The 23460-nt window shown below is 64.2% G+C and carries 24 protein-coding genes, 1 pseudogene and 1 riboswitch; of the genes and pseudogenes, 20 read left to right on the top strand and 5 right to left on the bottom strand.

Features of this window, described 5'->3' with window-relative positions; genetic code table 11:
• Positions 1-76 precede the first annotated feature (76 nt).
• Positions 77-1498: pseudogene (locus D0Y60_RS12895) on the top strand (NAD(P)-dependent oxidoreductase); the annotation flags it as partial.
• A gap of 59 nt (positions 1499-1557) precedes the next feature.
• A complete protein-coding gene (locus tag D0Y60_RS12890; RefSeq protein ID WP_117370340.1) occupies positions 1558-1929 on the top strand; it encodes a hypothetical protein in 372 nt (123 codons plus the stop codon).
• On the opposite strand, the gene D0Y60_RS12885 is transcribed toward D0Y60_RS12890, so the two are convergent.
• Genes D0Y60_RS12885 through D0Y60_RS12870 form a run of 4 tightly spaced genes read right to left on the bottom strand, consistent with a single transcriptional unit; the run spans position 1926 to position 5874 of the window.
• A complete protein-coding gene (locus tag D0Y60_RS12885; protein ID WP_117370339.1) occupies positions 1926-3044 on the bottom strand; it encodes a P1 family peptidase in 1119 nt (372 codons plus the stop codon). The two genes, D0Y60_RS12890 and D0Y60_RS12885, sit on opposite strands and share 4 nt — an antisense overlap.
• Position 3045: 1 nt before the next feature.
• Positions 3046-3876: an ABC transporter permease gene (locus tag D0Y60_RS12880; RefSeq protein WP_117370338.1), complete on the bottom strand. Its 831-nt coding sequence runs from the start codon at positions 3874-3876 to the stop codon at positions 3046-3048.
• A gap of 11 nt (positions 3877-3887) precedes the next feature.
• Positions 3888-4790, bottom strand: a complete 903-nt coding sequence (locus D0Y60_RS12875) for an ABC transporter permease (RefSeq protein WP_117370337.1) — start codon at positions 4788-4790, stop codon at positions 3888-3890.
• A gap of 1 nt (position 4791) precedes the next feature.
• Positions 4792-5874: an ABC transporter ATP-binding protein gene (locus D0Y60_RS12870; RefSeq protein ID WP_117370336.1), complete on the bottom strand. Its 1083-nt coding sequence runs from the start codon at positions 5872-5874 to the stop codon at positions 4792-4794.
• 163 nt (positions 5875-6037) lie between these two features.
• On the opposite strand from D0Y60_RS12870, the gene D0Y60_RS12865 reads away from it, so the two are divergent.
• The 6 genes from D0Y60_RS12865 to D0Y60_RS12840 all read left to right on the top strand — a co-directional run bounded on the left by D0Y60_RS12865 (position 6038) and on the right by D0Y60_RS12840 (position 12113).
• Positions 6038-7096: a spermidine/putrescine ABC transporter substrate-binding protein gene (locus D0Y60_RS12865; protein WP_117370335.1), complete on the top strand. Its 1059-nt coding sequence runs from the start codon at positions 6038-6040 to the stop codon at positions 7094-7096.
• A 67-nt stretch (positions 7097-7163) separates the two neighbouring features.
• Positions 7164-8018, top strand: a complete 855-nt coding sequence (locus tag D0Y60_RS12860; protein WP_117370431.1) for a MurR/RpiR family transcriptional regulator — start codon at positions 7164-7166, stop codon at positions 8016-8018.
• A gap of 35 nt (positions 8019-8053) precedes the next feature.
• Positions 8054-8287, top strand: a riboswitch (cobalamin riboswitch).
• Positions 8288-8465: 178 nt separating this feature from the next.
• Positions 8466-9503 carry an ABC transporter substrate-binding protein gene (locus D0Y60_RS12855; RefSeq protein WP_117370334.1) on the top strand — a complete coding sequence of 346 codons (1038 nt, stop codon included), beginning with the start codon at positions 8466-8468 and terminating at the stop codon, positions 9501-9503.
• A complete protein-coding gene (locus D0Y60_RS12850) occupies positions 9500-10528 on the top strand; it encodes an iron ABC transporter permease (protein ID WP_117370333.1) in 1029 nt (342 codons plus the stop codon). Before D0Y60_RS12855 ends, D0Y60_RS12850 begins: the two co-directional genes overlap by 4 nt.
• On the top strand, positions 10525-11331 hold the full coding sequence (locus D0Y60_RS12845; protein ID WP_117370332.1) for an ABC transporter ATP-binding protein: 807 nt from the start codon (positions 10525-10527) through the stop codon (positions 11329-11331). The genes D0Y60_RS12850 and D0Y60_RS12845 overlap by 4 nt, the downstream gene beginning before the upstream one ends.
• Positions 11331-12113, top strand: coding sequence for a class I SAM-dependent methyltransferase (locus tag D0Y60_RS12840; RefSeq protein ID WP_117370331.1), 783 nt, complete (start codon positions 11331-11333; stop codon positions 12111-12113). Before D0Y60_RS12845 ends, D0Y60_RS12840 begins: the two co-directional genes overlap by 1 nt.
• Here D0Y60_RS12840 and phnF read toward each other — a convergent pair.
• Positions 12110-12853, bottom strand: a complete 744-nt coding sequence (phnF, locus tag D0Y60_RS12835; protein WP_199564182.1) for a phosphonate metabolism transcriptional regulator PhnF — start codon at positions 12851-12853, stop codon at positions 12110-12112. The two genes, D0Y60_RS12840 and phnF, sit on opposite strands and share 4 nt — an antisense overlap.
• Positions 12854-12946: 93 nt before the next feature.
• On the opposite strand from phnF, the gene phnG reads away from it, so the two are divergent.
• The 12 genes from phnG to D0Y60_RS12775 all read left to right on the top strand — a co-directional run bounded on the left by phnG (position 12947) and on the right by D0Y60_RS12775 (position 23459).
• Positions 12947-13426, top strand: a complete 480-nt coding sequence (phnG, locus tag D0Y60_RS12830; protein ID WP_117370329.1) for a phosphonate C-P lyase system protein PhnG — start codon at positions 12947-12949, stop codon at positions 13424-13426.
• Positions 13426-14034, top strand: coding sequence for a phosphonate C-P lyase system protein PhnH (phnH, locus tag D0Y60_RS12825; RefSeq protein ID WP_117370328.1), 609 nt, complete (start codon positions 13426-13428; stop codon positions 14032-14034). Before phnG ends, phnH begins: the two co-directional genes overlap by 1 nt.
• A 2-nt stretch (positions 14035-14036) precedes the next feature.
• The gene (locus D0Y60_RS12820; protein WP_117370327.1) at positions 14037-15143 is read left to right on the top strand and encodes a carbon-phosphorus lyase complex subunit PhnI; all 1107 of its coding nucleotides are present in this window, start codon (positions 14037-14039) and stop codon (positions 15141-15143) included.
• A complete protein-coding gene (locus D0Y60_RS12815; RefSeq protein WP_117370326.1) occupies positions 15140-16024 on the top strand; it encodes an alpha-D-ribose 1-methylphosphonate 5-phosphate C-P-lyase PhnJ in 885 nt (294 codons plus the stop codon). Before D0Y60_RS12820 ends, D0Y60_RS12815 begins: the two co-directional genes overlap by 4 nt.
• Entirely contained in the window at positions 16021-16797 is a 777-nt protein-coding gene (gene phnK, locus D0Y60_RS12810) for a phosphonate C-P lyase system protein PhnK (protein WP_117370325.1), read from the top strand. The genes D0Y60_RS12815 and phnK overlap by 4 nt, the downstream gene beginning before the upstream one ends.
• Positions 16798-16799: 2 nt before the next feature.
• Complete coding sequence (gene phnL, locus D0Y60_RS12805) at positions 16800-17507, top strand: phosphonate C-P lyase system protein PhnL (RefSeq protein WP_117370324.1); 708 nt, start codon at positions 16800-16802, stop codon at positions 17505-17507.
• Entirely contained in the window at positions 17504-18118 is a 615-nt protein-coding gene (locus D0Y60_RS12800) for a DapH/DapD/GlmU-related protein (protein ID WP_117370323.1), read from the top strand. The genes phnL and D0Y60_RS12800 overlap by 4 nt, the downstream gene beginning before the upstream one ends.
• Positions 18119-18271: 153 nt before the next feature.
• On the top strand, positions 18272-19120 hold the full coding sequence (gene phnC / locus D0Y60_RS12795; protein ID WP_117370322.1) for a phosphonate ABC transporter ATP-binding protein: 849 nt from the start codon (positions 18272-18274) through the stop codon (positions 19118-19120).
• Positions 19121-19199: 79 nt separating this feature from the next.
• The gene (gene phnD / locus D0Y60_RS12790; RefSeq protein WP_117370321.1) at positions 19200-20105 is read left to right on the top strand and encodes a phosphonate ABC transporter substrate-binding protein; all 906 of its coding nucleotides are present in this window, start codon (positions 19200-19202) and stop codon (positions 20103-20105) included.
• Positions 20106-20185: 80 nt separating this feature from the next.
• Positions 20186-21142 carry a phosphonate ABC transporter, permease protein PhnE gene (phnE, locus tag D0Y60_RS12785; protein WP_245409167.1) on the top strand — a complete coding sequence of 319 codons (957 nt, stop codon included), beginning with the start codon at positions 20186-20188 and terminating at the stop codon, positions 21140-21142.
• A gap of 9 nt (positions 21143-21151) precedes the next feature.
• Complete coding sequence (gene phnE, locus D0Y60_RS12780; protein ID WP_117370319.1) at positions 21152-22654, top strand: phosphonate ABC transporter, permease protein PhnE; 1503 nt, start codon at positions 21152-21154, stop codon at positions 22652-22654.
• Positions 22655-22751: 97 nt separating this feature from the next.
• On the top strand, positions 22752-23459 hold the full coding sequence (locus D0Y60_RS12775) for a DUF1045 domain-containing protein (RefSeq protein WP_117370318.1): 708 nt from the start codon (positions 22752-22754) through the stop codon (positions 23457-23459).
• Position 23460: the final 1 nt, after the last annotated feature.

Below are 23460 nucleotides of genomic sequence, written 5' to 3'. Positions count from 1 at the left end.
CGGCTTGCTCCATCGGCAAAACTCGCCTACGAAAATGGCAGCGAGGGAGGGCGCCATGCAGGAAGATCATACGGTTTCGGACGGACGGCTGGATGACCCGCAGCGCGCCTATAAGATCCTGATCGCCGATCTCGTCGGCCTGCGCTTCGATGCGGAGGGTAATCCCGATCCGAGCGAGGTGCGCGCGCATATCGAGGCCAAGGGCGGCACCTTTCATGACGGTTCCTATCAGCGCGAGACCCTGCCGCCGGGCCTGCATTTCTTCTACCAGCCGGATCTGAGCGCCGAGGCCGAGATCATCGCCCAAACGGCAGACGGGCGCTACGACGCGCTGATCGCGGCGGCGACCTTCATTCCAAAGCAGGCGATCTTTCCGCTCGGCGGCGTGCGCATCGGTGCAGGCACCGGCAATATGGGCTCGGCCTCCTGGGGCGGCGGCAACGGCGAGGGCGGCGCTGCCCCCCTGATGAACACGCCCGGCATCAACAGCCGCGCCACGGCGCAGATGGTGATGAAGGCGATCCTGAAGGTGACGCCGGACCTGCCGGTCGCGCAGCTGCATGCGCGCGTGGTGACGGGTGATTTCGATACCGGCCGCGATCTCAAATCCTATCCGACCGCGAAGCTCGAGGGCCGCCGCATGGCGGTGCTTGGCTACGGCAATATCGGCCGCGAGGTTGCCCGGCTCGCCCAGGCCTTCGGCATGCTTGTGACGATCTATGCCCGGCCGAAGCACCGGCAATGGATCGAGGCCGAGGGTTTTGGCTACGCGGCCTCACCGGTGGAGGCCGCCGACGGGGCGGACGTGCTTTCCGTGCATATCGGCCTCGGCAGATTGGACGAGGCGACGCGGGTCTATGCTAATGCCGGCATCGTCGGTGAGGCGGTCATGGCGGAGATGAACCGGGGCGCCGTCATCGTGAATTACGACCGCGGCGAGTTGGTGGATACGGCGGCCCTCGATCGGGCGTTAGCCTCGTGCCAGGTGCGCCATGCGGCCATCGATGCCGACCTCTTCAGGAACGCGACGAGTGGGGCGCTGAGCGGCCCGATGCTGCCCTATCTCAAACTGGCCGAGCGGCATCCGGAAAAGCTCGAACTGCTGCCCCATGCCGCGGCCGATACGGATCATCCCTCGCGGGTGGCCGGCGCCTGCCAGGCGGTCGACCAGATCATAGACGTCATCCGTTTCCGGCGGGTGACGAACCGCAAGGGCGATCTTCCCGACGGTTATGCCGATGCCGGGGCGAAGGTGCCGCATGGCATTGGCCGCGTGACGACGGCAACGCTTGCTGCGGCGGCGGTCGATCCGCGTTTCGCCGAGCTCAACGGCATTTCCCGCGAGATCGCCGATACGTTCGAGGCGATCGTCGAGGCCGTGGACGAGGGCATGACACACCAGCCGGCGCACGGCGACGTCGCGGCGCTGACCCATCTCCTGTTGCGGCAGCGCCGGCTTCTCGAAGTCTTGGGGCTGGACGGTCCGGCGGAGGACTGAGGAACTTTCTTCCTGCCCGCAAGTTGTTTCCCTGAGAAGCAATTCAGGGAGTGTCCGCCATGACCCACCAGCAAGACGAACGCGGCGATCCGATCACCCGCACGCACGATCCCGTCCGCAAGGATTATTCCGCCCGCGAGACCCGGCAGGGCGGCCCCGGCCGGCCGGTGCTGAAAGTACTCGGCATCAGCCTTGCCCTGGCTGTCATCGCCTGGGGTGCGGTGGAAATTTTTGGCGAGCACATCGATCCCTCCGCACCGGTCGATGCGACGCAGACGTCGTCCACCACCAGCGGTGAGCCGGCGCAGGATACGATCGACAACAGCGTGCCCGGCGGCGGCGAGACGGTGCCGACGGACCGCTCGCCCACGCAGCAGTCCGGTACCGGCGGCGACAGCCAGCGGGTAACGCCTGATGGGACTGCGAACTAAACGCCCCGGCCATACTGCTGCATGACGGCCATCAGCGCATCGTGGTCGATGGCATCGACGCGCAGGCGGTCATGCGGGGTCCCGCCGGCACTTTCCGCTGCCAGCATGGCGTTGACCACCGCTTCCTCCACGCTATCGACCGCCGCCGCATAGACGGGGTCGAGATATTCGTCATTGACCATCTCGATATTGAGCCGCACCGGCGCGCGATGCGCCATGGGCTGCGGATTGGCGGTGGAGAAGGCAAGGAAGATATCGCCGGAATTGTTGCCGCCGGGCGTGCCGTTGCGGCCGATGCCGATCGAGGCGCGGCGGGCGAGGCGCTTCAGCTGGTGCGGCGCCATCGGCAGATCGGTCGCGATGACGACGATGATCGAGCCGCGCTCCTTCAGCTGGCTTTGCGGGGTATTGTCCATGAGGTGTTTGCCGACGGGCACGCCGCAGACCGTCAGCCAGTCGCGCTGGCCGTGATTGGCCTGCACGAGCGTGCCGATCGTATAGTCCCTGTCGCCATAGGAGACGACGCGCGACGAGGTGCCGGTGCCGCCCTTGAAGCCATAGGTGATCATGCCGGTGCCGCCGCCGCAATTGCCTTCGGAAACGGGGCCGCGCGAGAGGTTTTCCAGTGCTGCGCGGGCATCGGCCTCCGTCACCGGCATGCCGTTGATGTCGCTCAAGGCCCCGTCATAGGTCTCGGCAATCACCGGCATCAGCCAGAGGAAATCGCCGATATCGTAGGTCGAGGGATAGCGGTCCAGCATCCAGCGGATCGTCGCGTGATGGGTGATGCCCACGCCATGGGTGTTGGTGATCATGACCGGGCCGAGGAAGGTGCCGCCGTCCTCGATCCAGTGCGTGCCGGTCATCTCGCCGTTGCCGTTGAAGCGGTGCAGGCCGGCATAGACGGGAACGGGCGTTTCGCTTTCGCTGTGCGGCAGGATGGCGGTGACGCCGGTGCGCACCGGGAGCTTCCGGCCGGGCCGGGGCGTTTCCTCGCGGATGGTCTGGAAGCCGACGGCAATGCCTTCGACATCAGTGATGGCATTGAGCGGGCCGGTACGGCCGGTGAAGGGCAGGCCGAGCGCGCGGGCGCGGGGTTTTGTCGTCTGGGTCATGTTATTTCTGCCGGGAACGGAGGTAGAGGCCAAGCGAGGCGATGAGGAAGGAGAAGGTCAGCATCATCACGGCGATGGCGTTGATCTCCGGCTTGATGCCACGCCGGAGCATGGCGAAGATGAACATCGGCAGCGTCGTCACATCGACGCCGGCGATGAAATAGGTGATGACGAGGTCGTCCATCGAGATGATGAAGGCGAGCAGCGCGCCGCCGACGATGCCTGGCAGGAGCTGCGGAAACACCACCTTGCGGAAGGTCGTCCATTCGTTGGCACCCAGATCGGCCGAAGCGTTCTCCAGCGTGCGGTCCATGCCGGCGAGCCGGGCGGTGACGACGATGAAGACATAGGAGATCAGGAAGGTGCACTGGCCGATGATGATCGTCTTCAGGCCGAGATTGATGCCGGAATTGACGAAGAAGATCAGGAGCGCGATGCCGAGCACGATATCGGGCATCAGCATCGGCATGAACATGACGGTGCGGTAGAAACGCCTTCCGAAGAAATCGAAACGGTAGAGCGCAATCGCCATCGCGCTGCCGAGCACGGTGGCGATTGCTGTGGTGGAGGTCGCGATGATCAGGCTGTTCCAGAGCGCCTCGACCAGCTGGCTGGTCGATTCCAGATAGAGCGCGTTTTCCGAAATCTTCGTTTTGAAACCGAGGACCTGGGCGTACCATTCGGTGGTGAAGCCGGTCCAGGTCATCATGTTGACCGGGTTCGCGTTGAACGAATAGACAGCGATCAGCGCGAGCGGGATGTAGATGAAGGCGAAGAACAGCGCGGTATAGGCAATGAGGCTGCCGCGGGCGAGTGTGGCGAAAATCTTCATGGCCGCTCTCCTCAATGTCCGGTCGCGGGGTCGAAACCGCGACGGCCGGAAACGACGACGTGGATGAAGAGCAGCACCAGCATGACGGTCATCACCATCATGGCGAGCGCCGAGCCGAAGGGCCAGTTGCGCGCGGCGAGGAACTGCTGCTCGATGAGATTGCCCAGCATCATCACCTTCGCGCCGCCGAGAATGGCCGGGACGACGAAATTGCCGAGCGCGGGGATGAAGACGATGACCGCGCCGCCGGCAATGCCCGGTGCCGTCAGCGGCAGGATGATGCGCAGGAAGGTGCGGATCGGTCCGGCGCCGAGATCGAGCGAGGCGCGCACCAGCGTCCAGTCGAGTTTCTCGACGCTGGCATAGACCGGCATGAACATGAAGGGGATGAAGACATAGACCATTCCGAGGATGATCGCGCCGTCTGTGTAGATAAGGTCGAGCGGGCGGCTGACGATACCGGTGCCGATCAGCACCTCGTTGGCGAGGCCTGTCGGACGCAGGATGAGCACCCAGACGAACAGCCGCACGATCAGGCTGGTGAAGAAGGGTAGCGTGATCAGGAAGAGACAGAAATTTTTCCAGCGGTCCGAGAGTCGGCTGATGCAGAAGGCGGCCGGATAGCAGACGAGCAGCGTCGCCAGGACCGTCATCGCCGCGATCTTAAGCGAGCGCAGGAAGATCGCGATGTAGATCGGATCGAAATCCTCGAACATGGGATCGGCGAAGCCGAGGATGCGGCCGTAATTGTGCGGATACCAGGTCCACTCCACCCCGCCGTAGAGGCCGGGCGAGAGGAAGCTCGTCACGATCATGATGGCGAGCGGGCCGAGGAAGAAGACCGCCAGGAACAGCGAGACCGGTCCGAGCAGGACGGCAAGCTGGGCGCGACGGCGAAAGGCAATCGACGTCATGTCAGGCCGCCTCCGCCGGAAGGAGGTGCACGGCTGCGGGATCGTAGGCGAGGCGCGCGCGGCGCGTCTGCTCGATCTCGCCGACGAGGCTGCGGCGCATGGCGGGGATCTCCGCGATGACACGCCGGCCGGTTGCCGTGCGGCCGAACAGTTCGAAGGTCGAGCCGACGAAGACGATCTGCTCGAGATCGACGTCGAGGCTCGGCGTGCTGTCATCGGCTTGGGCGATGAAGAACTGCTCCGGGCGGATGAGGGCAGTCGCCGCGCCCGTTGCACCTTGCCGGCCATGGGAAATAGACAGACCGTCCCTGGTGACGAGCTGTCCGCTGCCGGCCTCGCCCTCGAAGAGGTTGCTGGCGCCGACGAAGGTGGCGACGAAACTGTTCTTCGGCTGGTCGTAGATGGCGCGCGGCGTGTCGAGCTGCTGGATGCGCCCGCCCGAGAGCACGGCGACGCGATCCGACATGGTCAGCGCCTCCTGCTGGTCGTGCGTCACGAAGATGAAGGAGATGCCGAGCTCGTGCTGCAGCGTCTTCAGCTCGATCTGCATGGACTGACGCAGGTTCTTGTCGAGCGCCGACAGCGGCTCGTCGAGCAGCAGCAGCTTCGGCCGGGCGATGATGGCGCGGGCGAGCGCCACGCGCTGCTGCTGGCCGCCCGAGAGCTGACGGGGTTTGCGGCCCTCCATGCCCTCAAGCCCGACCATGCGCAGCGCATCGCCGACGCGCTTTGTGCGCTCGGCTTTCACAACACCGGCGACTTCCAGCGCATAGCCGGTGTTTTCGCCGACCGTCATATGCGGGAAGAGCGCGTAGTTCTGGAACACGGTATTGACCGGACGACGGTAGGGTGGCCGGTCGGTCATGTCCTCGCCGTCGATCAGGATGCGCCCGCCATCGAGCTGGACGAAGCCGCTGATCGCCTGCAGCAGGGTGGTCTTGCCGCAGCCCGATGGCCCGAGCAGCGTCAGGAATTCGTTTCGGCTGACATCGAGGTCGATCGCGTCGAGCGCCGTCACGGTCTGGCCTTCCGGTGTGGCAAAGGCCTTCGCCGCCTTGTCCAGGCGGACTATGGAATCTCGCATCGTCGTTCCCCATTTATGTTATAAAAATAACGCTTGTGCGATTTAGATATTTGGATACCATTTGTTTATCCAAGTCAACGGCCGAAAGAAGCCGGGACGGGAAATGCGGCGCAAAGGAAAGCGCCGGGGCCACGACGGGCCGAACCATCAGAGGAGAATATCTATGCCGAAATCGCATGATGCCGGTCTGTCCGGCTTTCGCCGCGCCGCCGTTTCGCTCGCCGTGCTCATGGCCACGACGGGCATGGCCAGCGCCGCCGAACTCAACGTCTATAACTGGGGCGAATATATCAATCCGGAGGTTTTGAAGAAGTTCGAGGAGGAGACCTCGATCAAGGTCAACCTCTCGACCTATTCCTCCAATGAGGAAATGCTCGCCAAGATCCAGGGCGGCGCCACGGGCTACGACATCGTCTTCCCGTCCGTGCACATGCAGGACATCATGGCCAAGCTCGATCTTCTGGAAAAGACCGACATCAACAAATATGAGGGCTTCAAGAATATCGACCCGGCGTTCCTGCGCGCCAAGAGCGACCCGAACGGTGAATATTGCCTGCCCTATGCCTGGGGCTCGGTCGGCATCATGTATAACCGCAAGGTGCTCGGCAAGGATGTCACGGGCTGGAAGGACTTGATCGAGACGGTGAAGGCCAAGGGCCTGAAATTCACCCTGCTCGACGACATGCGCGAAGTGCTGGCGGTCGGCCTCATCCTGAATGGCCACAAGATCAATTCGACGGACCCGGCCGAGCTGCAGCAGGCGGCCGACACGATCATCGCCATGAAGCCCGATGTAGCGGCCTTCACCTATGACGAGCGCCCGATGGTGCAGGCGGGCGACGTTGCCGCCGGTCACGCCTTCGTCGGCGCGATGGTGGATATCTTCGCCAATGAAAAGGACCTGGGCTACGTGATCCCCGAGGAAGGGGCAACCATGTATCAGGAGGACATCTGCGTGCTGAAGAGCGCACCGAACAAGGACAACGCGATCAAGTTCCTCCAGTTCTACACGCGCCCTGAAATCGTCGCTCTCAACGTCTCGCAGCAGACCAACGGCACCGCCAACGTGCCGGCACGGGAATTGACCCCGGAAAAGATCAAGAATAGCAAGGAAATCAACCCGCCCGCCGAGACGATGGCGCGTCTCCAGATATTCGAGGATCTGGGCCCGGCCCTGCGTCAGGTGGACCGTGTCTGGACGCGGGTCAAGACGGCGCAATGAGCATGGTGTGAGTGCGGTTGATCCCCGCCCGTCTTTGGACGGGCGGGATTTCGAAGAGAGGGGCGACGTGTCGAAACGCATTCTGAAGCTCGTTCAGTCCGACGACCTCAGGCGGTCCAAATCCGACAAGCTGATCGCCCATTATATCGAGCGCAACCTCGCCGAGCTGCCCTTCGAAACGGCACGGTCGATCGCTCAGCGCCTCGAGCTTTCGCCCATGACCATTGGTCGCTATCTGCGCCGCATGGGCTTCGACGGGCTCGATGAGCTGAAGAGCGAGCTGCGCCGCGGCAGTTCCAACCCCGCCTGGCAGGTCAAGGGCCAGGTCGGCCGGCTGGAGCAGGATCGCAAGGACGGCAAGCTGCTCGCCGGCCTCATCCAGCAGCAGATCGATAATCTCGGCCAGATCTACGCCATCACTACCGCGCCGGAATGGCAGCAGACGATCGACGCGCTGATCTGCGCGACGGAGGTCTATGTCGCCGCCTATCAGAACGTGCGTGGCATCGCGCAATATTTTGCAAGCCAGCTCTCCTATACCCGCCCGCGCGTGCAGTTCGTCGATGGTGTGAACGGCACCTATGCCGAAGTGCTCGACGGATCCGTCGACGGGCGGCTGCTTTTTCTGCACGACGTGCGCCGTTTTGCCGCCAAGGCCCGGCCGCTGGCGCTGGAGGCCCGGCGCGCCGGCGTGAAGGTCGTGCTGCTGACCGACGAATTCTGCCCCTGGGGGCCCGAGGTTTCCGATATCTGCCTCATCGTGCCCGGCTCGCACGGGCCGTTGTGGGACGGTGCCGCGACCATGACGGCGGTCATGGATCTCATGCTGAGCAATGTCATCGTCGAGATGGGTGACGAGGTGAGCGAACGCGTCGACCGGCTGACGCACCTTCAGGACGTCTTCGGGGATTTCGAAAGCTGATTGTCGCCGTCACCTTGACGCCGCCGAACGGGGCGGACTAAGGATGGGACGACGGTTCCCCGACGGATGACTCCCAGGGGATTAATAGGGAACACGGTGCGGACGACCCAACAGGGACCCATTCCGTGGCTGCCCCCGCAACTGTAGGCGGATTGCCGCCTGTCCTCGTGACGCGTTTCGCGTCATGCCACTGCGCATTTTGCGCGGGAAGGCAGACAGGCAGCAGATATCCGTGAGCCAGGAGACCTGCCGTCAGAGCCGAGAGTGCTGTTTGTCCTGCACTCGAGAATCCAAGTCACGGGCGGGGAAGCCCGGAACAGGAGACGCCATGACGAGCCAGACTGCCGCCCGCGGCAGACCCCAATTCGTTTTCTCCCGACCGCATTCGGTGCGCCCTTCGTGGTCCATCGGCTGAGCCCGCACGCCTTCACTCTCCGGGAGAAATCCATGACCTTGTTTTCCGCGGCCCTGCGCGCCGCATCGCTCGTTTCCGCCCTTGCCGGCGCGGTGACCCTCATCGCCTCCGGCACGGCTCTGGCCGCCGAGACTCAATACCCGCTGACGCTGCAGAATTGCGGCCGTCCGGTCACCTTCCAGAAGGCCCCGACGAAGACCGTTTCGATCGGCCAGAGTTCGACCGAAATCCTCTACATGCTCGGCCTTGCCGACAGGGTGGTGGGCACCGCGCTGTGGGTCGGTCCGGTCCTCAAGGGCTATGAAGATGTCAACGCCAAGATCGACCGTCTGGCCGACAACGAGCCGAGCTTCGAAAGCGTGCTGGCCAAGAAGCCAGATATCGTCACAGTGCAGTTCCAATGGCAGGTCGGCCCGGAAGGCGTCGTTGCCAAGCCCGAGCAGTTCGAGGAACTCGGCATTCCCGTCTATACCTCACCGGCCGATTGCGTCGGCAAGGAGAACAGCGCGGCCAGCGACGGCGTGCGCCATCAGGTCTTCACCATGGAGCTGGTCTATCAGGAGATCCGCGAGATGGCGCAGATCTACAACATCCAGGACAAGGGCGAAGAGGTCGTTGCCGCGCTGAAGGCGCGTGAAGAGGCCGCCCGCGCCAAGGTCGCCGCCGCCAAGGACAAGCTCTCCGCCGTCTTCTGGTTCTCCAGCGCTGCCGATGCCGATCCCTACGTCGCCGGCAAGAACGGCGCGCCGGGCTACATTATGTCGGCGCTCGGCATCGAAAACATCATCAAGACCGAGGACGAATGGCCAACGGTCGGCTGGGAAACCATCGCCAAGGCGGCACCGACGATGATCGTCGCCGGCTCGATGGAACGCCGCCGGTATCCGCTCGACAGCCTCGAGGCGAAGCTCGATTTCCTGAAGACCGATCCGGTCGCGAGCCTGATGCCGGCAGTGAAGAGCAACTATGTCTTCGACATGGACGCCCAGGCGATGAACCCGACGATCCGTACTATCGAGGGCATCGAGCTTCTGGCTGATGCAATCGAAAAGGCCGGTCTCGCCAAGTGATCTCCGATCGCCCCATCCTGCTCCGGACGGGCGCCGCTTTCGCGGCGCTCCTCCTGTTGCTTTTTGCGCTCGGCGTCGGGGCCGCGGTCGGCGAGACGGCTATCCCGCTCGACGTCGTGGCGAAGACGGTGGCGAATCGCCTCTGGCATGCCGGCTATCCGCTGGAGCCGATCGACGAGGGCATCATCTGGAACTATCGGCTGAGCCGGGCGATGGTCGCGGCCTGCTGCGGCTCGGCCCTGGCACTCTGCGGTGTCATCCTGCAATCGCTGCTGCGCAATGCGCTGGCCGATCCCTACATCCTCGGCATTTCCGCCGGTGCCTCGACCGGTGCCGTCAGCGTGGCGATCCTCGGCATCGGGGCCGGCGCCCTGACGCTGCCAGCCGGTGCCTTCCTCGGCGCGCTCGTCGCCTTCGGTCTCGTCAGTGCGCTCGCCCTGCGGGCCGGGCGTGGCACGAGCGCGATCATCCTGGCCGGCATCGCCGGCTCGCAGCTTTTCAACGCGCTCACCTCCTTCATCGTCACCAAGGCGGCGAGCGCGGAACAGGCGCGCGGCATCATGTTCTGGCTGCTCGGCAATCTCTCTGGCGTGCGCTGGCCGGATGTCTGGCTGGCGCTCCCGGTGGCGATCCTCGGCCTTCTTGTCTGCTTGTGGCACGCCCGCGCGCTCGATGCCTTCACCTTCGGCACGGAATCGGCTGCCTCGCTCGGCATTCCGGTGCGCCGGGTCTATGTCGTGCTGATTGCGATTTCCGCGCTGATGACGGCGACCATGGTCTCCATCGTCGGTTCCATCGGCTTTGTCGGCCTTGTCATTCCCCATGCCGCGCGCATGGTCGTCGGCGTGCGGCATGGTCTGCTTCTGCCGGCCTCGGCGCTGATCGGGGCGATCTTCATGATCGCGGCCGATGTGCTGTCGCGTGTGATCATTCCCGGCCAGGTCCTGCCCATCGGCGTCATCACGGCGCTGTTCGGCGCGCCGGCCTTCGCGCTCATCCTCAGCCAGAGGAGATCGGTCCTGTGACGCTGTCCGCCAAAAACCTGCACTGGTCCGCCGGTGGCGCGACCATTCTGTCGGACGTCTCGCTCGATGTGCGCCCCGGCGAATTCCTCGGCATCATCGGCCCGAACGGCTCGGGCAAGACGAGCCTGATGTCGCTGATATCGGGGATCCGCAAGCCGCAGGCCGGTGCCGTCCTGCTCGACGGCAGGCCGCTTTCGGATCATGGGCGGCAGGCTATCGCCCGGCGCATCGCCTTCGTCGAGCAGCAGGCGGAAACCACCGAGCGCATCACCGCGCGCCAGGCCGTGGAGCTTGGCCGCACCCCCTATCTCGGCGCGCTCACGCCCTGGTCTCGGGCCGACGACGCCATCGTCGACCGGGCGCTGGAGGAGGTCGACATGGCGCATTTCGCCGGCCGGCTCTGGCACACGCTGTCCGGCGGCGAGCGCCAGCGGCTGCACATCGCTCGCGCGCTTGCCCAGCAATCGCCGACCCTGCTGCTCGACGAGCCGACCAACCATCTCGATATCGGCCACCAGATCAGTCTGCTCCAGCTGGTGCGCGAGCAGGAGCTGACGGTCGTCGCCGCTCTGCACGATCTCAACCACGCCGCCATGTTCTGCGACCGCATCGCCGTTATGCAGGGCGGGCGCATCGTGGCGCTGGGCACGCCGGCCAAGGTGCTGGAGCCGCAGCGCCTGCTGGAAGTCTTCGGCGTCACCGTGGATGTCGAGCGCGACGGTGCCGGCGGCTGCTTCATCCGCTATCGCCGCCCGGAGCCGCGGCCGCCACGGCTGAAACTCGTGGCGAGCGAGGGCAAGTGATGCACGGCACGCTTTCCAACGATCACCTGAAGGAAGATATCCGGGACTATTGGTCCCGCCGCTCGCAAACCTTCGATCTGGCCTTCGGCCACCGTATTCCCGAAGGCCCGGAATTCGACGCCTGGGTGGCGGCGATCCGCGCGCATCTGGGACCGGAGCCGCGCCGCGTGCTGGAGCTTGCCTGCGGCACGGGGGAGGTGACGCGGCTGCTGCTGTCGCTCGGCCACGAGGTGACGGCGCTCGACTTTTCCGAAGCGATGCTGTCGGTTGCACGCAGGAAACACGCGGGCGCCAAGGGCCTGCGCTTTTTGCTCGCCGACGCGGAAAACCCGATGGAGCCGGACGAAAGCTATGACGCGATCGTCTGCCGCCACCTCGTATGGACGCTGACGACGCCCGGACAGGCCTTTGCGGAATGGTACCGCATGCTGAAGCCCGGCGGCATGCTGCTGTTCTTCGACGGCGACTGGGCCGCCCCGACGTGGCTCGGCCGGCTGGCAAGCCGTGCGATCGCCATGCTCGATCGGCTCATCGGCACCGACCCGCATTATGACGGCGCAATGAGTGAGCGGCATTCCAGCATCATGCAACGCCTGCCCTTTGGCGACGGGCTGACGGTCGAGCGCGTTGTTCCCCTGTTAGAGGCGGCCGGTTTCCGCGATATGATGATCGGTTCCCACGCCCCCATCGCCAGGGCACAACGCCGGACGGCGGACCTGCGCAACACCCTGCGCACGCTGCTTTACCGCCGTTTCATCCTCTGCTGCCGCAAGCCTGTTTAGGCTTCCGGCTCCACTGTCAACTTGACGCGGTCGGCGGCGAAGCGGGTGCGGGAAAACTGGATCGGCGTCCCCGCAAGGTCGGTGTTGATGGCCGTTGCGACGAGGATGATCGCGCCGGGTGACAGCTTCAGGTGCCGGATAACCTCGCCCTCGGCGTGAATGGCCGAGATCTCCGTCGAGCGGCGTACATAGTCGCTCACTCCAAGCGCTTGGAAGGCCGCGGTGACGGAGCGGGTCTGCTCGAAAACCCCGCCGATCTTGCCGAAACGGTCGGCCGGGAAATAATGCGTCGCGCATGAGATCGGACGTTTGTCGGCGCTGTTGACGGTTTCCATGCGCACGCAGAGCGTGCCGATGGGGAGCCCGAGGGCTTCGGCCACGATGGACGGAGCAACCTCCGTTGCCGCCTCCAGCATCGTGTTTTCGATGTCGCGCGCCTGATTGCCGAGGCCTTGCGAAAAACGCGTGCGTTTCGAAATCGGAAAGCGTAGCCGGTCGCGCCGCTCGATGCGGGTACCGATGCCCTGGATGGGGCGCACGATGCCTTCCTCCGCAAGGGCCGCCATGGCGCTGCGCACCGTGTGGCGGTTGACGCCGAAGCGGGCGGCAAGCGTCATTTCCGGCGGCATCATGCCGGTTTCGTCGAAATCGCCGTTGTTGATCGCAAGGCGCATGCGGTCGGCGATCTGCCGCCAGAGGGCCACGCCTGATTGCCGTTCCACCATTTTCGCCCCCGCGATTTCACCCTCTGTCACACCCTTGTCATTCCGGCCGATTAAGACAAGACTTAGATGTTCGGTTGTCTAGATTAATAGACATTTGGAGATGAGGCAATGGCATCAGTGGAAAAAAGGACCGAGGCCGCCGCGAAGGGTGCGGTGGCGGACCGGCAGAGGGCGATGGGCCTGCTTGCGAAGGCGAGCCGAACGGAGTTGCAGGCGGCATTCGACGCGCTCGCAGACAAGCCGGTCGTGCAGCCGGTGCGTGGCCCGGAAACGGGGCTCGTCATGGTGCGTGGCCGCATCGGCGGCGGCGGTGCGCCGTTCAATCTCGGCGAGGCGACGGTGAGCCGCGCCAGCATCCGCCTTGCGGATGGCACGGTCGGCCACGGCCAGGCGCTCGGCACGGATGGTGTCAAGGCCCGGCTTTCGGCGATCTTCGATGCGCTCTTCCAACAGCCGGCGCACAGGGCTGAGGTGGATGCGCTGCTTTCGGCCATCGCGGCACGCATCGCCGATGAGGATGCCGAAAAGGCCCGTCAGACGGCGGCTACCCGCGTCGATTTCTTCACCATGGTTCGCGGAGAGGACTGATGTCATTGGATACGCTCGCCTTTACCGGTGGTTTTCAGGAGCCGGTCTTTGAGGCCCAGGCCGTCTTCCGCACGCTGATGGACTGCATGGCCCGTCCGGGCACGATCGGCCATATCGCCGCCACCGTCGCGCCCCCCAGGCCGATGGCGCCGGCTGCCGGCGCCATCGCACTGACGCTCTGCGACCACGACACTACTGTGTGGCTGACACCGGCGCTTGCCACCTCAGCCTTGCCGGGCTGGCTCGCCTTCAATGCCGGCGCGGTGCTGGCGGAGGAGCGCCAGAACGCCCGCTTCGCCTTCATCGAAAAGGGCGCGATGCTGCCGAATTTCTGCCTCTTCGCGCAGGGCACGCAGGAATATCCGGATCGTTCCACGACGCTGGTCGTCGAGATCGAAGCCTTCGAAGACGGCCGGCCGCTCGTCCTGAAGGGGCCGGGTATCCGCACGCAGGAAGAGATCGCCCCGGTCGGCCTGCCCGAGATGTTCCCGCAGTTTTGGGCGGAGAACCGCCAGAAATTTCCGCGCGGCGTCGATCTGATCCTCGTTGCCGGCGACAGGATGGTCTGTCTGCCGCGCACCACCGTCATCAGCGTGAAGGAGGCGTAACCATGTACGTTGCCGTCAAGGGTGGCGAAGCCGCCATCTCCAACGCCCACCGCTTACTGGCCGACCGCCGTCGCGGTGATCGTTCGCTGCCGGCCATCGGCATCGAGCAGATCGTCGCCCAGCTCGGCCTTGCCGTCGACCGCGTCATGGCGGAGGCTTCGCTCTACGACCGTTCGCTTGCCGCACTCGCCGTCCGGCAGGCGCGGGGCGACATGATCGAAGCGATCTTCATTCTGCGCGCCTACCGCACGACGCTGCCGCGCTTCGGCTATTCCAAGCCGGTCGAGACGGGAGCCATGTTCGTCGAACGCCGTGTCTCTGCGACCTACAAGGACCTACCGGGCGGACAGCTGCTCGGCCCGACCTTCGACTATACGCACCGCCTGCTCGACCCGTCGCTTCTGACGGACGAAGAGATCGATGCCCCGCTCGAGCGCGACGAGGCTGGCGAGCCGGTCATGCGCGTTTCCGACATTCTGGCCGGCGAGGGCTTGGTCGAGGATGACGGCGATATGCCGGATGGTCATGTCGCCGGCGATATTACCCGGGAGCCCTTGGAATTCCCGATGGCCCGCGATCTGCGCCTGCAGGCGCTCGCCCGCGGCGACGAGGGCTTCCTGCTGGCGCTCGGTTATTCCACGCAGCGCGGCTATGCCCGCACCCATCCCTTCGTCGGCGAAGTGCGCATCGGTGAGGTCGAGGTGGAGCTGGATATGCCGGAACTCGGCTTTGCCGTCTCGCTTGGCCGCATCCAGATCACGGAATGCCAGATGATCGCGCAGTTCAAGGGCTCGGCGAAGAACCCGCCGCAGTTCACCCGCGGTTACGGCCTCGTCTTCGGCCAGAGCGAGCGAAAGGCCATGGCCATGTCGCTGGTAGACCGGGCGCTGCGCGCCGAAGAGTTCGGCGAGGATATCGTCGCACCGGCGCAGGACGAGGAATTCGTCATCTCACATTCCGACAACGTTCAGGCGACCGGCTTCGTCGAGCACCTGAAGCTCCCGCATTACGTGGACTTCCAGGCCGAACTCGACCTCGTGCGCCGCATGCGCCGCGAATATGAGGCCGCGCAAAATACCGACACCGATCTTCCGGAGGCTGCAGAATGAGCACGGCAGAACTGGCAACCTACAATTTCGCCTATCTCGACGAACAGACGAAACGCATGATCCGCCGTGCGATCCTGAAGGCGATCGCGATCCCCGGCTATCAGGTGCCTTTCGCCTCGCGCGAAATGCCCATGCCCTATGGCTGGGGCACCGGCGGCGTACAGGTGACGGCGGCGATCCTCGGGCCTGAGGATGCGCTGAAGGTCATCGACCAGGGGGCGGACGACACCACTAATGCCGTCTCCATCCGTGCCTTCTTCCAGAAGGTGGCGAATGTGGCTGTCACAACGAAGACGCGCGAGGCGACGATCATTCAGACGCGCCACCGCATTCCCGAGGAGAAACTGACGGAAGGCCAGACGCTGGTCTATCAGGTGCCGATCCCGGAACCGTTGCGCTTTCTCGAACCGCGCGAGACCGAGACGCGCAAGATGCATGCGCTGGAGGAATACGGCCTCATGCATGTCAAGCTCTACGAGGATATTGCCCGCAACGGCCATATCGCCACGACCTATGCCTATCCGGTGAAGGTCGAGGGGCGCTACGTGATGGACCCATCGCCGACGCCGAAATTCGACAATCCGAAGATGCACATGTCGGAGGCGCTCCAGCTCTTCGGCGCCGGCCGCGAGAAGCGCATCTATGCGGTGCCGCCCTATACCGAGGTCGTCAGCCTCGATTTCGAGGATCATCCCTTCGAGATCCAGAGCTTCGACAAGCCCTGCGCGCTCTGCGGTGCAGAGAACGTCTATCTCGACGAAGTGGTGCTCGATGACAAGGGCGGGCGGATGTTCGTCTGCTCGGATACCGACCATTGCGAAGACCGCTGCGCCCACGGCCATCGTGGTCATCTCGCCTATAACAAGGAGGCTGCCGAATGACCGACATGCCGCTTCTCAAAGTCCGCGATATCTCGAAATTCTACGGCGCGCGCATCGGCTGCCAGAACGTCTCCTTCGATCTCTGGCCGGGTGAAGTGCTGGCGATTGTCGGCGAATCCGGTTCCGGCAAGACGACGCTGCTCAATTGCCTCGCCACCCGCCTGATGCCGACCTCGGGTGCGGTCGAGTACCGCATGCGTGATGGCGAAATGCGCGAACTCTCCCGCATGAGCGAGGCGGAACGCCGCTTCCTGATGCGCACCGACTGGGGTTTCGTGCACCAGAACCCGGCCGATGGCCTGCGCATGGCCGTCTCGGCCGGCGCCAATGTCGGCGAGCGCCTGATGGCCGTCGGCGACCGACACTATGGCAAGATCCGCGAGACGGCCGGCGACTGGCTGCGGCGGGTAGAGATCAGCACCGACCGCATCGACGACCAGCCGCGCGCCTTTTCCGGCGGCATGCGCCAGCGCCTGCAGATCGCCCGCAACCTCGTGACCGCACCGCGCCTGATCTTCATGGACGAGCCGACCGGCGGCCTCGACGTTTCGGTGCAGGCCCGCCTGCTCGATCTGCTGCGCGGCCTCGTCCAGGATCTCGGCCTCTCGGTGATCATCGTCACGCACGACCTCGCCGTCGCGCGCCTCCTGTCGCACCGCATGATGGTGATGAAGGACGGTCTCGTCATCGAGCAGGGCCTGACGGACCGTGTGCTCGACGATCCCCGCGAAGCCTATACCCAGCTCCTCGTTTCCTCGATCCTTCAGGTGTGACCATGGCTACCCCGCTCGTTGTTTCCGAAGTCGCGAAGAGCTTCACGATGCATCTTCGCGACGGCATCCGCCTGCCCGTCATGTCCAATGTGAGCTTCTCGGTGAAGGCAGGCGAATGCGTCGTGCTGGGCGGTCCGTCCGGCATCGGCAAGAGTTCGCTGCTCAAGATGGTCTATGGCAACTACGCCGTCGACAGTGGCCAGATCCTGATCGAGCACGGCGGTCGCCTGCTCGATCTCGCGATCGCCGATCCGCGCACCATTCTGTCGGTGCGCCGGGCGACGCTCGGTTATGTCAGCCAGTTCCTGCGCACCGTGCCGCGCGTCGCGGCCGTCGATGTCGTGGCCGAACCGCTCACGGCGCGGGGCACGTATGCGGCCGAGGCGCGGGAGATGGCGGAAGCGATGCTGGCGCGCCTCAACCTGCCGCGCGAACTCTGGCAATTGCCGCCCGCCACCTTCTCCGGCGGCGAGCAGCAGCGCGTCAACATCGCCCGCGGCTTCATCACCGATCACCGCATCCTGCTGCTCGATGAGCCGACGGCCTCGCTCGATGCGAAGAACCGTGCGGTCGTGGTCGGCATGATCGAGGAGAAGAAGGCCGCTGGCGTCGCGTTGCTCGGTATCTTCCACGACGAGGACGTGCGCGAGAAGGTCGCCGACCACATCGTCGACGTCTCCGCCTTCTCGCCCAGAAAGTCCGCCGCATGACCAAGCTTTCCGAAACGCCGCTGATCCATCCGACGGCCGTGGTCTCCGATACGGTTCTCGGACGCTACACGGAAATCGACGAGAACTGCCGCATCAGCGAGGCCGAGATCGGCGACTATTCCTACGTCATGAACGGTGGCTCCGTCTGGTGCGCGACGATCGGCAAGTTCGCCAATATTGCGGCGTCCGTGCGCATCAACGCGACGAACCACCCGATGTGGCGCGCGACGCTGCATCACTTCACCTACCGCGCCAACGACTACTGGCCGGATGCCGAGCCTGAGGCCGAATTCTTCTCCTGGCGGCGCGAGCACCGCGTCACCATCGGCCATGACGTGTGGATCGGTCACGGATCGACCATCCTGCCGGGTGTCACGATCGGCAACGGCGCTGTCATAGGCTCCGGCGCCGTCGTCACAAAAGACGTCGAACCCTACACGATCGTCGGCGGCGTCGCGGCGAAGGTGATCCGCGAACGGTTCCCGAAAAACATCGCCGAACGCATGGAAAAACTTGCCTGGTGGGACTGGGACCATGCCCGGCTGCGCGGGGCTTTGGACGACTTTCGCAAACTTGACGCAGAAGCCTTTCTCGTCCGTCACGACGGGTGAGAAAGCTCGTGCCGACGCCGGGAAACCAGGCCTGTGGACTGTTATTTTTCCGACATCGAACTGACATCGCTCCTTCATCAACAGCGTTTAGAGCCAGTCCCGAAAACGACAGGACCCGACCTTGGGCCGCAAGTTAAGGAAGAGGGATCCGCCATGTTCCGACTGAAGAATGTGACCCGCCGTTTCGGCACGCGCGTCGCGGTCGACAATGTGACTTTCGATATTCCGCAGGGCCAGATGGTCGGCGTCATCGGCCGCTCGGGTGCCGGTAAGTCCACCATGCTGCGCATGATCAACCGTCTTGCCGATCCGAGCGAAGGCACGATCCATTTCAACGACATCGAGGTCTCGTCGCTGCGCGGTTCCGCACTGCGCAACTGGCAGCGCGACTGCGCGATGATATTCCAGCAGTTCAACTTGGTGCCGCGTCTCGACGTGCTGACCAATGTGCTGCTCGGCCGTCTGAACCACCGCTCGACGGTCATGAGCATCCTGAACCTCTTCACCCGTGAGGAGCGCATCATGGCGATCGCAGCGCTGGAGCGGCTCGGCATCGAGCAGACGGCGCTGCAGCCGGCCGGCACGCTTTCGGGCGGCCAGCAGCAGCGCGTGGCGATTGCCCGTGCGCTGATGCAGAACCCGAAGATGCTGCTCGCCGACGAGCCGATCGCCTCGCTCGACCCGCTCAACGCCAAGATCGTGATGGACGCGCTGCGCGACATCAACGAGCGTGACGGCATCACCGTCGTCACCAATCTGCACACGCTCGATACGGCGCGCGCCTATTGCGAGCGCATCATCGGCATGTCCGGCGGCCGCGTCGTCTTCGATGGCCCGGCACGGGACCTCGACGCGGAGGCCGTGCGCACGATCTACGGCACCGGCGCCGATGGCGCAGAGATTGATGAAAGCCTCACCTCCACGGCGATCCGCAATCCGGCCCGCCAGGACAATATCAAGGAATCCGCCAGCCCGACACCGCTGGCACTGGCCGGGCTTTAACCCCGCCGGGATCGAACGGCCCGCGTGAAGGGCCATAAACTTCAAGGCACGGCAAAGCCGGCCAAACAGGAGAGAGATCATGCTGAAGAAAGTTCTTCTGGGCGCCGTCGCGCTCATCGCCCTTGCCGGTCACGTCCAGGCTGAAGACCTCAAGGAATTCCGCGTCGGCATCATCGGTGGCGAAAACGAAGCCGACCGCCTGCGCAACTATCAGTGCCTCGGCGATCACCTGAAGGCCGAACTCGGCTTCGAGAAGGTCTCGTTCTTCCCGGCCGCCGACTATGACGGCGTCATTCAGGGCCTGCTCGGCGGCACGCTCGACTATGCCGAACTGGGCGCGTCCGGCTTTGCCAAGATCTACCTCGCCAATTCCGATGCCGTCGAGCCGATCCTGACGACCGTCCAGACCGATGGTTCGACCGGCTACCACTCGATCATGATCGCCCGCAAGGACTCGGGCATCACGAATCTCGAAGACCTCAAGGGCAAGAAGCTCGGCTTCGCCGACCCGGACTCGACCTCCGGCTACCTCGTACCGCTCGTCACCCTGCCGGAAACGCTGGGCGCCCCGGTCAAGGAGTATTTCGCTGAAACCGGCTTCGGCGGCGGTCACGAAAACCTCGTTCTCGAAGTGCTGAAGGGCACCTTCGACGCCGGCACGACCTTCGGTTCGGGCGTTGGCGAGTGGAAGGACGGCTACACCTCCGGCAACCTGCACAAGATGGTCGAGAAGGGCATTCTCGACATGAACGACATCGTCGAACTCTGGAAGTCGCCGCTGATCCCGAACGGCCCGATCGTCGTTCGCACCTCGCTCGCCGACGAGACCAAGGCGAAGTTCAAGCAGTTCATGCTCGACCTGCCGAAGAAGGACGCCGCCTGCTTCGCAGCCGTCATGGGCGGTGATTTCACGTCCTTCACGGAAGTCAACGTCGACTTCTACAAGCCGATCATCGACGCCCGCAAGGCAACGATCGGCGGCTGATCGCCACCAGGCATCGGGCGCCGGCCGCTTCCCGGCCGGCGCCTTTTTGATTTCGACTTCGCGGCGGACAGACCATGGCCATGAACACGCTTCACGACGGTTTCAGCGAGAAGGGCGCGCTCATCGAGCAGCACTTCCAGGAGCTGACTGCGCGCCGCCGCCTCTACAGCTGGCTTGGTTTCGCCATTGTCGCACTCGCGCTTTCAGGCTCGCTCTGGTTTGCCAATGAGACCAATGCGGGAAAATTCTTCGACCGCTTGCCCTATCTCTTCGATTTCGTCGGCGACATGGTGCCGCGCGACGGAATGGAAGTGTTTCGCGCGCTGTTCGACCTTCCGTCGCCCTATGACGACGGCAGTTTCAAATACAATTATCCCGAGGGCCGACTCTATATCACCGAGAGCTTCTATGTGCCGGAATACTTCCACAAGATGCTTGAGACGCTGAACATCGCGATCTTCTCCACGGTCATCGGCATGGTCTTCGGCTTCCTGCTGTGTTTCCTCGCGGCAAAGAATCTCGTCGCAAACCGCCTGCTGCGCGGCTTCGTGCGGCGCTTCATGGAAATCCTGCGCGCCTTCCCGGAGGTCGTGCTCGCCGGCTTCTTCCTCGCCATCCTGTCGCTCGGCCCGTTGCCGGCCGTCATCGCCGTGTCGATCCACACCGTCGGCGCGCTCGGAAAACTGTTCTTCGAAGTCGTCGAGAATGCCGACATGAAGGCGGAGGAGGGGCTTCGCGCCGTCGGTGCGAGCTGGATCGAACGTGTCTGGTTCGGCATCGTGCCGCAGGTTCTGCCGAACTTCATGAGTTATTTCTTGCTGCGCCTCGAAATCAATGTGCGCGCCTCGACGATCATCGGCGCCGTCGGTGGCGGCGGTATCGGCGAGTTGCTGCGTCTGTCGATCGGCCAGAACCACCAGGCCAAGACGCTCGCCATCGTGCTCCTGCTGCTCATCACCATCATCGCCGTCGACCAGTTTTCCGCATGGCTGCGCCGCAAGCTCGTCGGCGACCAGGCCTTCCGGCTGGCCCAATAGGAGTGCGCCATGACGACCCTCAATTCCGCACAGATGGATGAGATCGCGGCACGTCATCCGGCCGTGTTCCACCGTTCATTCTGGCAGCGCTTCCGCGTCGCCATCATTGCCGGCGGCTTCGTGCTCTATGCGCTCTATTGCTGGTGGTTCTTCGCCATTGGCCACGTCCTGACCACCGCAAACTGGAACATCGCCGGCACCTATCTCGCCGATTGGGTCTCCTACGAGGTGCGCCCGGAAGTGACGATCGCGCCCGATGGCGCGATGAAGCTCACCTATCCGCGTTTCTCACCACTCGGGCCGAATGCCGAGCCCGACTGGGTCGAGATCGAGCGCGGCACGATGAGCCGCACCACCCCGGCCGCCGGCACCTCGGCCACCACGGCCAAGAAACCCGCTTCCATGGGTTTCATGGGCGAGGGCGCCGTTCTCGGTGGCTCGGATGCGGCCGCTGAAAGCATGGCGACGGCGACGATCCGCGAGGAAGAGGTCGTCAAGCGTGCGGTGATCACGCTCAATTCCTCGACAAGCGTCGAGGTCGTGCCGGATCGCGTGACCGTGCAGCATGCCGGAGAGACGCTGGTTGTCGATCTCGACAACGGCGCCATGGAGGTCGATGGCGCTCTTCCGGCCTGGGCGACGCAGAAGCGGCCGGGCGAAAAGATCACGCTCGCTTTCGGCTTTGCCGGCTGGGGCGAGATCGAAGCTGGCGATGTCTCGATCCGCAAACGCTTCCTCGGCTGGGCCAATTTCCTGTTCGACACCAACTCGCCGTTCCATGGTAAGTCGATGTCGGAGGTCTATTCGCTGATCGCCTCGGGCGACCGGATCGACCCGAAGCAGTCGAACCTCTCGCTCGCCTGGGACAACATCCTCTACAATGCCGAATGGCAGCATCTCGACGTCTGGACCAAGCTGCTCCAGACCATCGTCATGGCCTTCGTCGGCACGCTCTTCGCCATGCTGCTGGCCTTTCCGCTCGCGTTCATGGCCGCCCGCAACATCACGCGCAGCTGGCTGTCCAACCAGCTGACAAAGCGCCTCTTCGATTTCTTGCGCTCGGTCGATATGCTGATCTGGGCGCTGTTCTTCACCCGCGCTTTCGGCCCCGGACCGCTCGCCGGCATGTCGGCGATCTTCTTCACGGATACCGGCACGCTCGGCAAACTCTATTCCGAGGCGCTGGAGAATATCGACGACAAGCAGCGCGAGGGCGTTAAGTCCGTTGGCGCAGCACCCGTCGCCGTGCAGCGCTTTGGCGTGCTGCCGCAGGTCATGCCGCTCTTTGCCTCGCAGGCGCTTTATTTCTGGGAATCGAACACCCGTTCTGCGACGATCATCGGCGCGGTCGGGGCCGGCGGCATCGGCCTGAAACTCTGGGAGGCGATGCGGACCAATTCGGACTGGGAGAACGTCGCCTATATGGTGTTGCTGATCCTCATCGTCGTCTTCATCTTCGACGGCATTTCCAATGCGCTGCGCTCGCGCCTGATGGGCAAGCCGTCGCATTGATGTCGTTCTGGCGGCATGATGCTGCCACACGAATCCCTTCAAGCTCCTGCGTCGCCTCCCAAGGCGGCGTCAAATGACTTTCGGTAGGAATGAGCCTTTGCGTTACGCCCTGTATTTCACCCCTCCCGCCAGCGATCCGCTGACCCTTGCCGCCCAGCGCTGGCTCGGCCGCAATGCCTTTACTGGCGCCCGCCTGGAGCAGCCGGCCGTGAACGGTTTTGACGCCGAGGCGCTTGCGGGCCTGACCGCCGATCCGCGCCGCTACGGTTTTCACGCCACGTTGAAAGCGCCATTTTCGCTGGCCGACGGCCGCAGCGAAGCCGAGCTGATAGCCGAGATCGGCCGCTTCGTCTCGGAGATCGAGCCTTTCGACATCCCCGAAGTCATCGTCGGCCGTCTCGGCTCGTTCTTCGCGGTGGTGCCGGGCGATCACTGCGATCCCCTCCAGGCCTTTGCCGGCGAGGTCGTGCGTCGCTTCGAGCGTTTTCGCGCGCCGCTGAGCTCCGCCGATATCGCGCGCCGCAAGCCGGATGAGCTGACGGCGGACGAGCGCCGGAACCTCGTACAATGGGGCTATCCCTATGTTTTCGACGAGTTTCGCTTCCACATGACACTGACGGGGCGTGTTCCGGACGAGCGCCGCGGTGCCGTCGAAAGCGTGCTTCTCGATCAATTCGCCGAATTCCACGGCCGACCGCTGCCGATCCACGGCCTCGCGCTCTTCCGGGAACCCTCGCGCGGCGCTGATTTCACCGTCCATTCGCTCTTCCCACTGGGTGGGGCCGCCAACAGAAAGACCGCCTGAC

Source organism: Shinella sp. WSJ-2 (assembly GCF_003432075.1).
Classification (GTDB): Bacteria; Pseudomonadota; Alphaproteobacteria; order Rhizobiales; family Rhizobiaceae; genus Shinella.
The sequence above is the reverse complement of the archived record's forward strand: the minus strand, read 5'-3'. Positions and strand labels throughout refer to the sequence as shown.

Coding starts and splice junctions, on each gene's coding strand:
- phnC (WP_117370322.1), top strand. CDS start 18,272: ATGTTCCGACTGAAGAATGTGACCCGCCGTTTCGGCACGCGCGTCGCG.
- phnE (WP_245409167.1), top strand. CDS start 20,186: ATGAACACGCTTCACGACGGTTTCAGCGAGAAGGGCGCGCTCATCGAG.
- phnL (WP_117370324.1), top strand. CDS start 16,800: ATGGCTACCCCGCTCGTTGTTTCCGAAGTCGCGAAGAGCTTCACGATG.
- D0Y60_RS12875 (WP_117370337.1), bottom strand. CDS start 4,790: ATGACGTCGATTGCCTTTCGCCGTCGCGCCCAGCTTGCCGTCCTGCTC.
- phnE (WP_117370319.1), top strand. CDS start 21,152: ATGACGACCCTCAATTCCGCACAGATGGATGAGATCGCGGCACGTCAT.
- D0Y60_RS12885 (WP_117370339.1), bottom strand. CDS start 3,044: ATGACCCAGACGACAAAACCCCGCGCCCGCGCGCTCGGCCTGCCCTTC.
- D0Y60_RS12865 (WP_117370335.1), top strand. CDS start 6,038: ATGCCGAAATCGCATGATGCCGGTCTGTCCGGCTTTCGCCGCGCCGCC.
- D0Y60_RS12820 (WP_117370327.1), top strand. CDS start 14,037: ATGTACGTTGCCGTCAAGGGTGGCGAAGCCGCCATCTCCAACGCCCAC.
- phnD (WP_117370321.1), top strand. CDS start 19,200: ATGCTGAAGAAAGTTCTTCTGGGCGCCGTCGCGCTCATCGCCCTTGCC.
- D0Y60_RS12840 (WP_117370331.1), top strand. CDS start 11,331: ATGCACGGCACGCTTTCCAACGATCACCTGAAGGAAGATATCCGGGAC.
- phnK (WP_117370325.1), top strand. CDS start 16,021: ATGACCGACATGCCGCTTCTCAAAGTCCGCGATATCTCGAAATTCTAC.
- D0Y60_RS12800 (WP_117370323.1), top strand. CDS start 17,504: ATGACCAAGCTTTCCGAAACGCCGCTGATCCATCCGACGGCCGTGGTC.
- D0Y60_RS12890 (WP_117370340.1), top strand. CDS start 1,558: ATGACCCACCAGCAAGACGAACGCGGCGATCCGATCACCCGCACGCAC.
- D0Y60_RS12880 (WP_117370338.1), bottom strand. CDS start 3,876: ATGAAGATTTTCGCCACACTCGCCCGCGGCAGCCTCATTGCCTATACC.
- D0Y60_RS12870 (WP_117370336.1), bottom strand. CDS start 5,874: ATGCGAGATTCCATAGTCCGCCTGGACAAGGCGGCGAAGGCCTTTGCC.
- D0Y60_RS12855 (WP_117370334.1), top strand. CDS start 8,466: ATGACCTTGTTTTCCGCGGCCCTGCGCGCCGCATCGCTCGTTTCCGCC.
- phnH (WP_117370328.1), top strand. CDS start 13,426: ATGTCATTGGATACGCTCGCCTTTACCGGTGGTTTTCAGGAGCCGGTC.
- D0Y60_RS12815 (WP_117370326.1), top strand. CDS start 15,140: ATGAGCACGGCAGAACTGGCAACCTACAATTTCGCCTATCTCGACGAA.
- phnG (WP_117370329.1), top strand. CDS start 12,947: ATGGCATCAGTGGAAAAAAGGACCGAGGCCGCCGCGAAGGGTGCGGTG.